Consider the following 15,077-nt stretch of genomic DNA (forward strand, 5'->3'; position numbering starts at 1 on the left):
CACACATCGCGTCACAACTAAGTACGACAGGGAGAATCTTCGATCAACGATGTCCAAGGAGACCCCGCAGCACGACGACGGGCAGTTCGAGCAGTACGGCGGCAGGCACGTCCCAGAACCGATGGAAGATGCGCTGGAGCAGTTGGCGGCGGGGTACGAGCAGATCGCGCAGTCGCCGGAGTTCGAGGCCGAGTTCCGCGACGTACTGGAACACTACGCCGGCCGTCCCACGCCGGTGTACCACGCCGAGCGGCTCTCGGAGGAGTTCGGCGCGGAGATCTATCTCAAACGCGAGGACCTGCTCCACGGCGGCGCCCACAAGATCAACAACGCCGTCGGCCAGGCGCTGCTCGCCAAGAAGGCGGGCAAGGAGCGGCTGATCGCCGAGACCGGCGCCGGGCAGCACGGCACCGCGACGGCGATGGTCGGCGCGATGTTCGACCTGGATACGGAGATCTACATGGGCGAGAAGGACGTCGAACGCCAGGAGATGAACGTGTTCAGGATGCGCCTGATGGGCGCCGAGGTCAACGAGGTGACCCGCGGCGGCGCCGGGCTGGCCGACGCCGTCGACGCCGCGCTGGAGGACATGATCGAGAACATCGACGACACGCACTACCTCGTGGGATCGGTCGTGGGGCCCGACCCGTTCCCGCGGATGGTCCGGGACTTCCAGTCGGTGCTGGGCCGCGAGGCCCGCGACCAGATCATCGAGCAGGCGGGCCAGCTCCCCGACGCCGCGGTCGCCTGCGTCGGCGGGGGGTCGAACGCGATGGGACTGTTCGACGCGTTCCGCGACGACGAGGAGGTCGCGCTCTACGGCGCCGAGGGCGGCGGCGAGGGGTCGGACTCGAAGCGCCACGCCGCGCCGCTCGATGCCGGCACCGACGACGTGCTCCACGGCATGAAGACCCGCGTCATCGACGACGACGTCGAGGTCCACTCCGTGTCGGCGGGGCTGGACTACCCCGGCGTCGGCCCCGAGCACGCGATGTTCCGGTCGACCGGGCGCGCCGAGTACCGCGGCGTCGACGACGACGCCGCCCTCGAAGCGTTCCGGACGCTCAGCCGCACCGAGGGGATCATTCCCGCGCTGGAGACCAGCCACGCGATCGCGCTCGCCGAGGAGTTGGCCGACGAGCACGACGTGATCCTCGTCAACCTGAGCGGGCGCGGCGACAAGGACATGCAGACCGCCGCGGAGGAGTTCGACCTCGGCGCGTGATCGCGACTTCCGGCCCCGCCCGTCGGTCCCAGCGTGGCCCGCCGACCGCCAGACCTCCATGAAAAAACAAAAATATCTCCGGCCGAAAGCGATATTAGACCGCTTCCAGGGGAGCCACCAATGACAGGGGATTCGTCGTCGGACCCGCTGACCGAGTACGTTGCGCTGCTGCGGGAGTTCGGGCTCCCGCCCGAGGACGTCCGGGAGCTGCACGCCGACGGGAACGCGCCGTCCGACGCGTCGCTGCGGGAGTTCGTCGCGCGCCGCGTCGACGGGAGTTCCCGCGAGGCGCTGTTTTCCGGCCTCGTCGAGACGCTGACCCAGTCCCGGCGCGGCATCAGCGCCACCGCGAGCTACTGGAACTACGCGCCCGAAGTCCACCTCGACGAGGTGTTCGAGCCGTACGGCTGCTCGGTGACGTTCCGCGACGCGGCCCACGGCGGCGACGGCGCCAGCGTCGAGATCGAACTCGAGGACGCAGGCGGGTCGAGCCACACGATGCGCTTCGAGTACCCCGACACGCCGCTGGGCGACGACAACCTGCCGGCGCTGCTCGACGCCGTCGAGCGCGAACTGCTCGCGAGCACGGACCTGACGTTCGCGCTGCTGTCGGCCATCGACCGTCGCTGGCGCGTCGTGTTGCTCGAATCCGACCGGCTGGCCGAGCTCCGGCGTCGCCACGGCGAGCGGATCGAGTTCGCCGGACGCCCGCTGCTGCGGGAGGATCAGCCGCCGGCGTACGCCAGCGGCGAGTCCGCGGCCGCGTACCCCCAACCCCCCGAAACCCCCGGCGAAACGGCCGGAACGGCGCGGACGACGATCGCGGACGACGACGCGCGGGAACCGACCGTCGTGCCGGCCGACCTGGTGGGTAACGGCGACGCGGGCAGCGACGACGTTGCCGAAACGGCCGCTGACCCCGGCGCCGTCCTCGACGCCTCGCCGGCCGAGATCGCGGCCGACGAGGCCGCCGAGACGTCCGGCCGGTCCGGTACCGGCGTCGAAGCGAGCGACGAGGAACTCAGGCAGGTCTTCGGCGATCTCTCCGACGTTTCGCTGGAACCGACCGCGACCGACGAAACCGGCCGGGACCTTCGACCGAACGATCCACCCGTCCTCGAACTCGGGACCGGCGCCGACGACGCGGTGTCCGAATCGGGGTCCCGGGGCGGTCCGTCCGATCAGCGGACCGACGGCGAGGGGGAGGAGCCCGACGCCATCGACGGGCTGTTCGAGGAACTGGAACGCAAAGCGATCACGGGAGACGGCGGCGCGTCGGGCGGCGGAACAGCCGTCGTCGCCGGGGCCGCGAGCCCCGGAGGGCCGACCGCTGACATCGCCGACCCGGGGGTCCGCGGCGAGGACGACGACGAGCCGACGCTGGGAGAACTACTCGCGGAGGCCGACGCCGACGATGCGGATTCCGCCACAGCTACCGGCGACGGAAACGCGGATACCCTCTCGACTGCCGACGGCGCGGACGCGGATTCACTCGCGCCCGCCGACGAGGGTGACGCCCCTGGCGAGTTCGAGTGGCTGAACGATCAGGAGCTGGCCGAGCGGGAGTGACGGCTCGGCGACGTCGAGCGGGTCAAACGGCGCGAAGACTCGGGTCGCTATTCGTAATTCTGCAGGAACTGAGACCGTAAGCGCCGATCAGAGCTGCAACCAGTCCGTCGACACGTCGCCGTCCCGGAGGTGCCAGCGTTGTTCGGCGCCCGCTTCGGCGTCGCGCACCTCCACGACGGCGTCGAACAGCGGTTCGAGCAGGTTCACGTGATCGCTGTCGCGGTCGACGCGGAGGTGGAAGTGGCCCATCCCGTCGACCTGGCGAATCCGCGACGTGACGACGTGGAGCAGGCGAAACAGACGCTCGGGTTCGTGGTCGACGAACAGCGGGCCGAGCGAGTCGAAACAGAGCCGAAGTTCGCCGGGCTCGAAGCCCTCGGCGCGCGCTTCGAGGGCGTCGACGGCGTCGACGACGTCGGCGCCGAGGGCGCTCAGATCGTCGTCCGCGCCGCTCCCGTCGTCGGCGTCGTACCGGACGATTTCGCGCCCGTCGGCGTCGAGATCGTCGGGCGCATAGCCACAGACGCTCTCGCCCTGCGTGAACGCGACCACGCGGTGACGGCCGGCGCAGTCGTCGCCCAGTAGATGTCGACAGACGCCGCTGTGGCCCTCGCTCGAGCGCTGTCCGACCACGAGCAGGTTGCTTCCGTCCCGCTTGAGCTCGGACAACTGCCGGGAGAACGCGGAGCGCTCCGACGCGCCGACCGGACCGTCTGGCATCCTCTCTTTCTTGGAGATTCCATATAATAAGTATTGTGTCATTCTCCGGTGGATCCATTCGAAAACGGCCGCCGTACCGACCGATCCGTGGCCGTCGGACATGTCGGAGCGCAGTTACACGGGCTCCGCAGCTCGAGGGGCCTTCGCCCGCGCTTGAGCACGCTTAAGAGCCGCGGGTTACTTGGCCCGAACATGCAACCACGCGACCTGTCGGCCCACGACGAGTACGTCGCGGGCCGGGGGATCGAGGAGGTCGCCCGCGAGCTCGGCCGGGAGCCCGACGATCTCGTAAAGCTCGCCTCCAACGAGAACGCGCTGGGCCCCTCGCCGAAGGCGGTCGAGGCGATCCGCGAGCGCGCCGAATCGGTCCACAGCTACCCGAAGGCGTCCCACGCCGACCTCGCGGAGCAACTCGCCGAGCGGTGGGACGTCGCGCCCGAGCAGATCTGGCTGGCGAACGGCGGCGACGGCGCGCTGGACTACCTCTCGCGCGCCGCGCTCGAGCCGGGCGACGCCGTACTCGTCCCCTCTCCGGGGTTCGCGTACTACTCGATGAGCGCGCGGTACCACCACGGCGCCGTCCGCGAGTACGCGCTCTCGAAGGACGACGGCTTCGCCCAGACCGCCGAGACGGTGCTCTCGCAGTACGACGGCGAGCGGATCGTCTACCTGACCAGCCCGCACAACCCGACCGGCTCGGTCGTCGCCCCGGCGGACGTCGAGCGGATCGCCGCAGGGACCGACGAGGAGACGCTGGTCGTCGTCGACGAGGCGTACGGCGAGTTCGCCGACGTCGACAGCGCGGTCGAACTCCTCGGCGAGCGCGACGACGTCGCCGTCCTCAGGACGTTCTCGAAGGCGTACGGCCTCGCCGGGCTGCGCCTGGGCTACGCCGTCACGCCCGCCGAGTGGGCAGATGCCTACGCCCGGGTGAACACGCCGTTCGCCGCCAGCGAGATCGCCTGCCGGGCCGGGCTGGCCGCGCTCGACGACGACGAACACGTCGAGGGGACCGTCGAAACGGTCGAGTGGGCCCGCGAGTATCTCGCCGAGACCGTCGAGGCGCCGACCTACGACAGCCAGGGTAACTTCGTGCTGTTCGAGGTCGGCGACGCGAGCGCGGTCGCGGAGGCGCTCAAGCAGAAAGGCATCATCGTGCGCGACTGCACGAGCTTCGGGCTGGACGAGTGCATCCGCGTGACCTGCGGCACGAAGCCGGAGACGCGCCGGGCCGCCGAGGCGATCAACGAGGTGCTCGCTGAACGATGAGAGTCGCAGTCACCGGGACGCCCGGGACCGGCAAGACGACGGCGACCGAGCGCCTGGAGACCGACCTCGACGTGGTCCACCTCAACGAGGCGGTCCGCGAACACGACCTGTACGAGGACGTCGACGAGGGACGCGGTAGCGTTATCGTCGACCTGGAGGCCGCAAGCGAGTGGCTGGGCGACCGCGACGACGTGGTGGTCGAGTCGCATCTCGCTCACCACCTCGACGTCGACCGCGTGGTCGTGTTGCGGTGCCACCCCGAGGATCTCGAGGAGCGCCTGCGCGAGCGGGGCGACGAGAGCGAGGCGTCGATCGTCGAGAACGCCGAGAGCGAGGCGCTCGACGTGATCCTCTCGGAGGCCGTCGACGAGCACGGGATCGAATCCGTGTACGAAATCGACGCCACAGATCGGAGTCCGGACGCCGTCGCCGCCGAGATCGACGCGGTCGTCCGCGGCGAGCGCGAACCGAGCGCCGGAACCGTCTCGTTCATCGAGTACCTATGACCCTGGACCAGTTCCGCCACGTGGCCGATCGGATGCTCGACCCGTTCGTCTCGCTGTCGACGAAACTCGGCGTCACGCCCGACGCCATCAGCACGCTCGCGTTCGTCGTCGCGGCCGCGGCGGGCGGCGCGTACTACCTCGCGGGCGACGCCGCGCTCTGGTACTTCGGCGGCGCGGTGCTGGTGGCGCTGAACGGCTGGCTCGACATCCTCGACGGCGCCGTCGCCCGCGAGATGGGCACCGACTCGAAGGCGGGCGACCTGCTCGATCACGTGCTCGATCGGTACGCCGACATCGTGATCGTCGCGGGACTAGCCGCGGGGATCGATCGCTACGGGATCGGCCTCGCGGCGGTGACGGGCGTGCTGATGACGTCGTATCTGGGAACGCAGTCACAGGCGGTCGGCCTCGATCGCGTGTACGGCGGGATGCTCGGGCGCGCCGACCGACTGGCGCTGATCGGGATCGTCACCGCGATCGCGGCGTTCGTCGACGTGACCCTCGCGGGCTTCGGACTGGTCGGCGTGCTCCTGATCGTGTTCGCCGTCGTCGGCCACGTCACGGCGCTCCAGCGCTTCTGGGGCGCCTGGCGCGCGCTCTCGTAGTCGCGGCGATCGACCGTCGCCGTCGCGGACGCCGCTCCGCCGATCCGGACGCCGGCGCACCTTTTATCAGTGCTGCGAGCCAAGGTCCGACTATATGGTGCAGTGTGAAATGTGCGGCGCTGAGGTGTCGTCGCCGAAGACGGTCAAAGTCGAGGGGGCCGAGCTCGACGTCTGCGACGACTGCGCTGGCTTCGGGACCGAAGTCAAGACCCAGGACAGCTCCAGCACGTCGACGAAGTACTCCACGTCGTCGAGTTCGGGCGGGAGCTCCGGCGGCGACAGCTCCGGCTCCTCGAGCTCCGGCGGCGGCGGTGGCGGCGGGCGCCGCCGCTCGGACATGTTCGACGACATGGACGAGATCACCACCGACTACGACGAGCGCATCCGGCAGGCACGCGAGGACCGGGACCTCTCGCAGTCCGATCTCGCGAACGAGCTCAACGAGAAGGCGAGTCTGATCCGCAAGCTCGAACGCGGCGACACGCTCCCCAGCGACGAGGTCCAGTCGAAGCTCGAGAAGTTCCTCGAGATCTCGCTGTCGGGCGGCGCCGGCGCCGACGACGAGGAGTGGAGCGGCGGCTCCTCGACCGGCGAGTACACGCTGGGCGACGTCGTCAAGCGGAAAGACTAGTCGGGTCTCGCAACCTATTTGTCCGGCCGCGTTGGTTTTTGTGGCATGTTCGTTCTCGTCAACCTCAAGGCGTACCCGTGCGATCCGGTCGAAGTAGCGACCGCCGCAGCAAACGTCGCGGACGATTCCGGCGTCGACGTCGGCATCGCGCCCCAGGCCGCACACCTTCCGGCCGTCGCTGAGACGGGCGTCGAGACGTGGGCCCAGCACGTCAGCCCCGTCGAGCACGGCAGCCACACCGGCTCGACGCTGGCGGAAGCCGTCGCCGACGCGGGCGCGACCGGGACGCTGCTCAACCACTCGGAGAACCGAATGAAGCTCGCGGACATCGACGCCTCGCTCGACGCCGCCGATCGGGCGGAGCTCGAGACGGTCGTCTGCGCGAACAACCCCGAGCAGATCGCGGCCGCCGCCGCGCTCGGCCCCGACGCCGTCGCGGTCGAGCCGCCGGAGCTGATCGGCGGCGACGTCTCCGTCGCGACCGCGGATCCGGGGATCGTCGAGGACGCCGTCGACGCCGCCGCTGCGGTCGACGAATCGGTCGACGTCTACTGCGGCGCGGGCATCTCGACGGGCGACGACGTCGTCGCCGCCGAGGAGCTGGGCGCCGACGGCGTCCTGCTGGCCAGCGGCGTCGCCAAGGCCGACGATCCTCAGGCGGCGCTCGAGGACCTGGTCGACCCGCTGTAGCGGACTCGCTTCTACGGAAAGGAAAGAGATCGCGATCGTCGGATTCGGTACTCTCGCGCGCGGGTTCGCGCGGTGTCGCTCCGACGACGCGCGTTACAGTGAGACTTCGGCCGCTTCCGCGTCGAGGTACCGCTCCTCCCACTCCCGGCGGGCCTCGAGCTCGCGGTGGCCCCGCTGTGTCAGGGCGTAGTAGTTCGTTCGGCGGTCCAGTTCCCCCTTCTCGACGAGGCCCTTGTCGACCAGCGCGTCCAGATTCGGGTACAGCCGCCCGTGGTGGATCTCGCTCTCGTAGTAGTCTTCGAGTTCCTCCTTGATGGCGAGGCCGTGAGGATCGTCCTGTCCGGCGATCACGTACAGAAGGTCGCGCTGGAAGCCAGTTAGATCGTGCATTGCATTCCCCCACATTGTTATCTGACAATGATACTGATAAATGTGTCGGGGATCGCATCAGGAACTCGTTAACTCTTCAGTATAGTTATCTTATCTCCTGACCGTAGGAGCTCGATATACTGGTTCAAAAGAGGTTTTTCGTACATCTCAGGAACTTAGGTTTGTGTAAACATAACTTCTTCATCATATTACTTGTTAGATAGCACCGACATTTCTGCTCCGGTTACTAAGCCCCGTGACCGGTCGGTTCGGAGGACGCTGTGGGGTGACAGTAAACTCGCACCCGAGGCGTGACGCTGGAAGTGAAACTTCCCGGGAACGGCGACGCCCGAGCGCGATCTAAAAAAGTGCGAGCGCGTTACTCGACCCGACCGGAGACCTTCTGGTACTCCTCGGCGACCTTGTCGAAGTCGACGACCTCGAAGAAGGCGTCGATGAAGTCGCCGCGGTCCGGACCGTAGTCGTAGTAGTAGGAGTGCTCCCAGACGTCCAGCGCCAGGATCGGGTGGCTGCCCCAGAGAGCACCCTGGTCGTGCTTGTCGACTTTCACGTTGCGGAGCTGCTTGGCGACGGGGTCGTAGACCAGCAGCGCCCAGCCGCCGGCGGCCGACGCGGCCGCCCGGAACTCGTCTTCCCAGCCCTCGTAGGAGCCGAAGTCCTCCTCGATGCGATCGCGGAGTTCGCCCTCGGGCTCGTCGCCGCCCTCGGGGTCCATGTTCTCCCAGAACAGCGTGTGGAGATAGTGGCCGCTCCCGTTGTGCGTGACGTTTCCGAGCGCACCGGCCGTCGAGGAGTGATCCCCGCTCTCGCGGTTCTCGGCGAGGGTCTCCTCGGCGCTCGCGAGACCGTTGACGTAGCCCTGGTGGTGGGTGTCGTGGTGCCAGGTGAGCACTTGCTCGGAGATGTGCGGTTCCAGCGCGTCGTAGTCGTACGGCAGCGGCGGTAGCTCTGGTTCGGATTGTTCGGGCATGTTCAGGACCTCGTGAAATATATCACCGCGGCGGCTGTTAAACTTTTAGAAGCCAATCGTTGACACGTCACACGATCCCTCGGAGCGCGAACCTGCCGCCGATCCGTTCAGTCGTCGCCGCGGGCCGCCTCGAACGTCTCGATCGCCAGTTCCCGCCGCTCGGCGTGGTCGACGATCGGCGCGGGGTAGTCGGGCGCGATCCGCTCGCGCTCGGCGTCCGCGAGTTCGGGCCAGTCGTGGATTTGCTCCGGGTCGGCGTCGCGCAGTTCGGGGACGTACCGCTTGACGTACTCGGCGTCGGGATCGTAGCGCTCGCCCTGCGTCATCGGATTGAAGATGCGGAAGTACGGCTGGGCGTCGGTGCCGGTCGAGGCCGCCCACTGCCAGCCGCCGTTGTCGTTCGCGGTGTCGTGATCGACGAGCTTCTCGCGGAACCAGTCGTACCCCTCGCGCCAGTCGACGAGCAGGTCCTTGGTGAGGAAGGCGGCGACCAGCATCCGGACGCGGTTGTGCACGTACCCCTCCTCGCGGAGCTGGCGCATTCCGGCGTCGACGATCGGATAACCCGTCTCGCCGTCCTTCCAGGCCTGCAGCGCCTCGGGATCCGACCGCCACTCGATCTCGTGCTCGTAGTCTTTGAAGTTCTCCGAGACGACCTCGGGGTTGAAGTTCAGGACGTGCGCGTAGAACTCGCGCCACGCGAGCTGTGACTGGAACTCCTCGACCGACTCGATCTCGGCCTCGCCGTCCGCGAACGCCTTCGCGTCGTCCGTGGCGTCGTACACCTCTCGGACGCCGATCGTCCCCCACTTGAGGTCCGCCGAGAGCCGCGAGGTGCACTCGTCAGCCGGGTAGTCCCGGCGCTCCTCGTACCGGTAGATGTCGCCCTCGCAAAAGTCGGCGAGCCTGTCGCGAGCCGGCTCGGGACCCGCCTCGGGGATCGACGCCTCCGGTTCCTCGAAGCCGAGATCGTCGAGCGTCGGGAGCGACGGCAGGGTCACGTCCGGCAGGTCGTCGGGCTCCGGCGACGCCAGCGCGTCGGCGTCGGGCGCGGGAAACGGGTCGTCTTTCGCCCGGTCGCGCCACTTCTTCCAGAAGTACGTGTACACCGAGTAGTGGTCGCCCTCGTTGGTCGTGATCGACCCCGGCTCGTGGATGATCGCGTCGTGATAGCTCGCCCGCTCGACGTCGGCGTCGTCGAGCGCCCGCCGAACCGCGGCGTCGCGCTCGCGGGCCAGTCCTGAGTAGTCCTTGTTCCAGACCACTCGCTCGGCGTCGAGCGCGTCGGCGATCGCCGGCAGCACCTCGCGCGGGTCGCCGCGGGCCAGCAGCAGGTCCCCGCCGCGCTCCCAGTACCAGGTGCGAAGCGAGAGGAGCGCGTCGAGCATGAACGCCACCCGCGGGGGCGAGGCGTGGTCCAGCACCGCGTCGTCGAACACGAACACCGGACAGACCGGGCCGTCCTCGGCGGCGGCCGCCAGCGCCCTGTTGTCGTCGGCCCGCAGATCGCGCCGGTGCCAGTGGAGTTGCATACCGGCCTCTGAGGACTCGTGCGGCATAAATCACCGTCACGCCCCGCCGGAACGTCTCTCGCTATCGAAAGCTACAAGCGATCCACGGGCGAATCACCGCCCATGGAACTGCGGGTTATCGAGAGCAGCGACGAGGAGATCTCTATCGAGATCGGCGGGGAGGACCACACGTTCATGAACGTGCTGAAGGGCGCACTGCTGGAGACGGAGGGCGTCACCGCGGCGACGTACGACGTGAACCCCGAGCAGTCCGGCGGTCAGACCGAGCCGATTCTCTCGGTCAAGACCGACGAGACGATCGAACCGCTCGACGCGATCGAGGACGCAGCCGGTCGAATCCGCGACAAGACGACGGCGTTCAAGGACGCGTACGACGCCGCCGCGTAACCGACGGGGATTTCCTTCTGATCGCCGCTACTCGCCGTCGAGCGCCGCCGCCAGCGTTTCGAGTTCGGCCTTTCGGAGCGCGCGGTCGGCGTCGATCGAGTCGTCCAGGGCGTCGACGCGCTCGCGAATCGCCGCGCGCATCTCCGACTTGGCGGGGAACGGCTTCGCACCCACATCGTGACCGACGGTCTCAGCGATCGCCGCGAGATCTTCCTTGGTGAACCCGGCCGACCCCTCGCGCTCGAAGCGGCCGACGCCGACGCGGATTTCGTTGCGCAACTCGTTGACGGTCGGGCTCATAGCCGCACCGGCACCCCGCGTTCGTCCAGAACCACCTTTTTCCGCCTCGGGTGCGCTGACGCGCACCACTCGGCGCAAAAATCTGGGCCAAAAAGCTCCTCGCTCACTTCGTTCGCTCGGAGTACACTACTCATAGCCGCACCGGCACCCCGCGCTCGTCCAAGTATTCTTTCACGTCCCGGATCGAGTACTCGTCGAAGTGGAAGATCGACGCCGCCAGCGCCGCGTCGGCGTCGGCCTCGGTGAACACCTCGTAGGCGTCTTCCGGGCCGCCACAGCCCGACGAGGCGATGACCGGCGTGTCGACGGCGTCGCAGACCGCGTCCGTGAGGGGAACGTCGTACCCCTCCTTGGTGCCGTCCTTGTCGATCGAGTTGACGAACAGCTCGCCGGCGCCCCGGGACTCAGCCTCTTTAGCCCACTTGATGACGTCGATGCCGGTGCCCTCTCGGCCGCCTTTCTTGGTACACTCGAACCAGCAGGACTCGCCGTCGACGTCGAAGTAGTGCTCGCCGCCCTCGTCGAACCGCCGCTTGGCGTCGACGCTGATCACGATGCACTGGCTGCCGAACGCCGCAGCGCCCTCGTTTATCAGCTCGGGGCGTTCGAGCGCGCCGGTGGTGATCGAGACCTTGTCCGCGCCGGCCCGGAGCGTCTCTTTGATGTCCTCGCGCGTCCGGATGCCGCCGCCGACGGTGAGCGGGATGAACACCTCGTCGGCGACGTCTTCGACGACGCCGAGCATCGTTTCGCGACCGTCCGCGCTGGCGGTGATGTCGAGGAAGACGAACTCGTCTGCGCCGGCCTCGTTGTATCGCTTGGCCATCTCGACCGGATCCCCGGTGTATTCGAGGTCCTCGAAATGAACGCCGGTGTACACCGCCGGGTTCCCGTCGTCGTCGAGGTCCACGTCGATACAGGGGATGATCCGTTTCGTGAGACCCATTCTGAACGAATCTACTCGCCCGGGGTATACAAAGGGACCGCTACGGGGCGAAATTAGCCAAGCGCGCGTCCGCGGTCGGTCCGCCGCACGATCACTGGTCGGTCGCCGCACGATCGCCGAACCGCGATCGGCGGCGTCACCCCTCGACCAGCGGCTCCAGTGCGCCGGCGAACGCGACGCCGAGGACGAACCCCGCGCCGTGGGCGTACACGTTGACGAACATGCCGTCGCGAACGGTCTGCTGCGGGAACAGCCCGATCACGAACGTCCCCAGCAGCACCGCGACCAGCGCGACCGGGACGGCCCGCACGGCGACGCGACGCAGCTGGCCGGCGTCGGGACGGAGCGGAACGTCGCCGCCGGACGCCAGTGCGAGCACGCAGAGCGCGGCGCTGACGCCGACCGCGCCCAGCACCAGCGGATCGACGGCGTCGGCGTGGACGACGTAGAACGTCGTCGCGAGCGCGAGCCAGACGAGCGCGCCGGCGAACGTCGCGGTCGACCGGGAGTAGAGCGCCCGCAGCCAGACGAGCAGCGCGACGAACACGAACCCGCCGGTGGCCGCGACGACCGCCGAGAAGCCGCTGCTGGTCGGCGCCGGCCCGGCGTACCAGAGCCGGAGCGTCGCGTAGTTCGCGAGGTTGACCGCGACGGGGACCGCGACGAGCAGCGCGGCCGTGGTCGCGTGGAACCAGCGGCGTCGCCGCGCGCGGAGACAGAGCATGTACGCCATCGGCGCCCCCGCGAGGAACCCGAGCACGTTGTTACGCAGGTGTATCGGCGTCGCGTGGACGTACGCGGCGGTCAGGAACTCCGCAAGCTCGGGATCGGCGTGGTAGAGCGCGAGCCGGGCGCGCTGGTCGGGCGTCGTGAGCGCGTAGACGACCAGCAGCCCGAGCGGGACGGCGAGCAGGACGAGCAGATCCAGCGCGACGGCGTCGCGGCCGTACCCGAGACTCGCGGGACCGGCGTCGCCGTCGCCCAGCGGCTCCTCGGTCGTCTCGTTTTCGGTCGCCACAGTCGTCCTCCGCCGCGGCGTCGCGCGCGGCTATCGGGAGTTCGGTCGGGCGCCGTATCTTTCTTTCCCGGGTCGGGACGCCGTCGGCGACCTGCCGCTACTTCGGCGGGACGCCGAAGCGCCCTCATCGCAGCGGTAACGGCGTCTCTCCGATCGGTCAGGAGAGGTCGTAGACGCGCGCCTCGTAGGGCCGCAGCCGGATCGGCTCCGCGAGGTCGCCGCCCTCGGCGTCGTAGTTTCCGACCAGCAGGTCGGCCTCTCGATCGCCGGCGAACTCGGAGAGGTCGAGTTCGGGTTCGCCGTCGAAGAAGTTGCAGACGACCAGCAGCTCCCCGTCGCCGAGCGTCCGGCGGTAGGCGAACACCTCGGAGTGATCGGACAACAGGAGTTCGTAGTCGCCGTAGACGAAGATGTCCCGATCCTCGCGCAGGTCGATCAGCTCGCGGTAGTAGTGCCAGATCGAGGTCTCGTCGGCGCGGGCGGCTTCGACGTTGATCTCGTCGTGGCGTTCGTTGACCTTGATCCACGGCTCGCCTTCCGAGAACCCCGCGTTCTTCTCGGCGGACCACTGCATCGGCGTCCGGGCGTTGTCGCGGCTGCGCGCCTCGATCTGGTGTCGAACGCCCTCGTAGGAGTCGGCCCACTCGTCGAGCGCGATGTCGACGTGATTGGCCGCCTCGACGTCGCGGATCTCCTCGCGCTCCCAGTCGGCGTTGGTCATGCCGATCTCCTGGCCCTGGAAGACGAAGGGCGTCCCCTGCAGGGTAAAGAGGAAGGTTGCGAGCATCTTCGCCGACTCGCGTCGATACTCGCCGTCGTCGCCGAACCGCGAGACGGCGCGGGGCTGGTCGTGGTTCGAGAGGTAGAGGCAGTTCCAGCCGTCGCCGGCGAGTTGCTCCTGCCAGTCGGTGATGATCCGCTTGAGCTCGCCCAGATCGAGGTCGTCGACGTTCCACTTCCCGCCGTCGCCGGTGTCGACGCCCATGTGCTCGAAGTGGATCAGCATCGAGAACCCCTCGGGGCCGACGTACTCGGTCGCCCGCTCGGCGTCGACGTTGATCATCTCGCCGACGGTCATCACGTCCCGCCCGTCCAGCGTGCGCTCGTACATCTCCTCGAAGTACTGCTCGATGTTCGGACCGTCGACGAAGTGCTCCTCGCCGGTGAGGCCGCCGTTCTCCTCGCCGTCGGGGAGGCCATCGGTCTTGGAGATCAGGTTGACGACGTCCATGCGGAAGCCGTCGATCCCTTTCTCTAACCACCAGTTCATCATCTCGAAGACCTCGTCGCGGACGTCCTCGTTGCGCCAGTTGAGGTCGGGCTGCTTCTCGTCGAACAGGTGGAGGTAGTACTCGCCGCGCTCGTCGTCGTAGGACCACGCCGAGCCGCCGAAGAAGGAGTCCCAGTTGTTGGGCGTCTCGCCGTCCTTCTCGCCCTCGTGCCAGTGGTAGTAGTCGTCGTACCGCTCGTCGCCCTCGCGGGAGTTGACGAACCACTCGTGTTCGTCGGAGGTGTGGTTGACGACGAGGTCCATGATCAGCCGCATGTCTCGATCGTGGAGCTCCTCCAGTAGGCGCTCCCAGTCGTCCATCGTGCCGAACTCGGGATGGATCGACTGGTAGTCGGCGATGTCGTACCCGTTGTCGGCCATCGGCGACTCGTAGACGGGGTTGAGCCAGACGACGTCGACGCCGAGCTCGTCGAGGTAGTCGACCTTCTCGACGATCCCGGGAATGTCGCCGATCCCGTCGCCGTCCGAGTCGTTGAAGCTGCGCGGGTACACCTGGTAGACGACCGCTTCCTTCCACCACTCGCGGTCGACGTCGGGCGCGTCTGCCTCGGTCATAGTCCGGTGGTCCGCCGCCCAGAAGCAAAAGCGGCGCGATACGTCGGGTCGCGTGACAGACGCGTCTCGGAAACCGACCCTCGATCGGGCATCCCGCTCGGCGGGCGAAGACAGCATCGCTTAAGTTCGCACGGCGGAAAATCTCGATCATGACCGATCAGGACGTTCCGGACCACGAAACGGAGGACGTTCACTCGTCCGACGAACCGCACGGCGAGACCGTCGAGGCACCCGACTCGGAGTTCGCCGAGGGCGAGAAAGTCCCGACCGAGGCCCGGACGACCGCTCCCCAGAGCCCCTACGGGATGCGCGAGGTCGGCATCGGCGCCGTCGTCACGGCGGTCGGACTGCTCGTGGCGTTCGTGATCCCGTTCCTGCTGGCCTAACAAAGAACCGACGCGTTCGAGTCCCCGACTCGCGCGTCGATGGGAAGGGCGATAGTCGCCCCGAAACTGAGCCTGTCTTGCTCCGTC

Annotated in this window: 17 protein-coding genes; 9 read left to right on the forward strand and 8 right to left on the reverse strand. The window is 68.0% G+C overall.

Annotated elements, in window-relative coordinates; all coding sequences use genetic code 11:
• The first annotated feature begins 49 nt into the window (after positions 1-49).
• Both trpB and ABDZ81_RS13510 read left to right on the forward strand, forming a co-directional pair.
• On the forward strand, positions 50-1,225 hold the full coding sequence (gene trpB, locus ABDZ81_RS13505; RefSeq protein WP_343774526.1) for a tryptophan synthase subunit beta: 1,176 nt from the start codon (positions 50-52) through the stop codon (positions 1,223-1,225).
• A gap of 120 nt (positions 1,226-1,345) precedes the next feature.
• On the forward strand, positions 1,346-2,794 hold the full coding sequence (locus ABDZ81_RS13510; protein ID WP_343774528.1) for a hypothetical protein: 1,449 nt from the start codon (positions 1,346-1,348) through the stop codon (positions 2,792-2,794).
• Between the two features lie 87 nt (positions 2,795-2,881).
• On the opposite strand, the gene ABDZ81_RS13515 is transcribed toward ABDZ81_RS13510, so the two are convergent.
• Positions 2,882-3,514: a DUF7504 family protein gene (locus tag ABDZ81_RS13515; protein WP_343774530.1), complete on the reverse strand. Its 633-nt coding sequence runs from the start codon at positions 3,512-3,514 to the stop codon at positions 2,882-2,884.
• 192 nt (positions 3,515-3,706) lie between these two features.
• Between ABDZ81_RS13515 and hisC the strand changes: the two genes are divergently transcribed.
• The 5 genes from hisC to tpiA all read left to right on the forward strand — a co-directional run bounded on the left by hisC (position 3,707) and on the right by tpiA (position 7,215).
• The gene (hisC, locus tag ABDZ81_RS13520; RefSeq protein ID WP_343774531.1) at positions 3,707-4,783 is read left to right on the forward strand and encodes a histidinol-phosphate transaminase; all 1,077 of its coding nucleotides are present in this window, start codon (positions 3,707-3,709) and stop codon (positions 4,781-4,783) included.
• Positions 4,780-5,289: an adenylate kinase family protein gene (locus tag ABDZ81_RS13525; protein ID WP_343774532.1), complete on the forward strand. Its 510-nt coding sequence runs from the start codon at positions 4,780-4,782 to the stop codon at positions 5,287-5,289. The genes hisC and ABDZ81_RS13525 overlap by 4 nt, the downstream gene beginning before the upstream one ends.
• A complete protein-coding gene (locus tag ABDZ81_RS13530) occupies positions 5,286-5,894 on the forward strand; it encodes a CDP-alcohol phosphatidyltransferase family protein (RefSeq protein ID WP_343774534.1) in 609 nt (202 codons plus the stop codon). The genes ABDZ81_RS13525 and ABDZ81_RS13530 overlap by 4 nt, the downstream gene beginning before the upstream one ends.
• 94 nt (positions 5,895-5,988) lie before the next feature.
• A complete protein-coding gene (locus tag ABDZ81_RS13535) occupies positions 5,989-6,525 on the forward strand; it encodes a multiprotein bridging factor aMBF1 (RefSeq protein ID WP_343774535.1) in 537 nt (178 codons plus the stop codon).
• 45 nt (positions 6,526-6,570) lie between these two features.
• Positions 6,571-7,215, forward strand: coding sequence for a triose-phosphate isomerase (tpiA, locus tag ABDZ81_RS13540; protein WP_343774536.1), 645 nt, complete (start codon positions 6,571-6,573; stop codon positions 7,213-7,215).
• Between the two features lie 93 nt (positions 7,216-7,308).
• On the opposite strand, the gene ABDZ81_RS13545 is transcribed toward tpiA, so the two are convergent.
• From ABDZ81_RS13545 to ABDZ81_RS13555, 3 genes are all read right to left on the reverse strand, one after another.
• Entirely contained in the window at positions 7,309-7,605 is a 297-nt protein-coding gene (locus ABDZ81_RS13545; RefSeq protein WP_343774537.1) for a PadR family transcriptional regulator, read from the reverse strand.
• Positions 7,606-7,963: 358 nt separating this feature from the next.
• Positions 7,964-8,575: a superoxide dismutase gene (gene sod / locus ABDZ81_RS13550; protein WP_343774538.1), complete on the reverse strand. Its 612-nt coding sequence runs from the start codon at positions 8,573-8,575 to the stop codon at positions 7,964-7,966.
• A 107-nt stretch (positions 8,576-8,682) separates the two neighbouring features.
• Positions 8,683-10,107, reverse strand: a complete 1,425-nt coding sequence (locus ABDZ81_RS13555; protein ID WP_343774539.1) for a cryptochrome/photolyase family protein — start codon at positions 10,105-10,107, stop codon at positions 8,683-8,685.
• Positions 10,108-10,209: 102 nt separating this feature from the next.
• Here ABDZ81_RS13555 and ABDZ81_RS13560 point away from each other — a divergent pair, with 102 nt between their 5' ends.
• The gene (locus tag ABDZ81_RS13560; protein WP_343774540.1) at positions 10,210-10,494 is read left to right on the forward strand and encodes a DNA-directed RNA polymerase subunit L; all 285 of its coding nucleotides are present in this window, start codon (positions 10,210-10,212) and stop codon (positions 10,492-10,494) included.
• Positions 10,495-10,521: 27 nt separating this feature from the next.
• Here the strand turns inward: ABDZ81_RS13560 and ABDZ81_RS13565 are convergent, their stop codons facing one another.
• From ABDZ81_RS13565 to ABDZ81_RS13580, 4 genes are all read right to left on the reverse strand, one after another.
• Entirely contained in the window at positions 10,522-10,794 is a 273-nt protein-coding gene (locus ABDZ81_RS13565; protein WP_343774541.1) for a hypothetical protein, read from the reverse strand.
• A 130-nt stretch (positions 10,795-10,924) separates the two neighbouring features.
• Positions 10,925-11,740 carry an imidazole glycerol phosphate synthase subunit HisF gene (gene hisF / locus ABDZ81_RS13570; RefSeq protein WP_343774542.1) on the reverse strand — a complete coding sequence of 272 codons (816 nt, stop codon included), beginning with the start codon at positions 11,738-11,740 and terminating at the stop codon, positions 10,925-10,927.
• A 136-nt stretch (positions 11,741-11,876) separates the two neighbouring features.
• On the reverse strand, positions 11,877-12,758 hold the full coding sequence (locus ABDZ81_RS13575; RefSeq protein ID WP_343774543.1) for a hypothetical protein: 882 nt from the start codon (positions 12,756-12,758) through the stop codon (positions 11,877-11,879).
• Positions 12,759-12,915: 157 nt separating this feature from the next.
• Positions 12,916-14,604: a glycoside hydrolase family 13 protein gene (locus ABDZ81_RS13580; RefSeq protein WP_343774544.1), complete on the reverse strand. Its 1,689-nt coding sequence runs from the start codon at positions 14,602-14,604 to the stop codon at positions 12,916-12,918.
• A 149-nt stretch (positions 14,605-14,753) separates the two neighbouring features.
• Between ABDZ81_RS13580 and ABDZ81_RS13585 the strand changes: the two genes are divergently transcribed.
• Positions 14,754-14,990 (forward strand): DUF7550 family protein, encoded by a 237-nt coding sequence (locus ABDZ81_RS13585; RefSeq protein WP_343774545.1) that lies wholly within the window; start codon positions 14,754-14,756, stop codon positions 14,988-14,990.
• Positions 14,991-15,077: the final 87 nt, after the last annotated feature.

The sequence above is a fragment of the Natronoarchaeum mannanilyticum genome (assembly GCF_039522665.1).
Taxonomy (GTDB): domain Archaea; phylum Halobacteriota; class Halobacteria; order Halobacteriales; family Natronoarchaeaceae; genus Natronoarchaeum; species Natronoarchaeum mannanilyticum.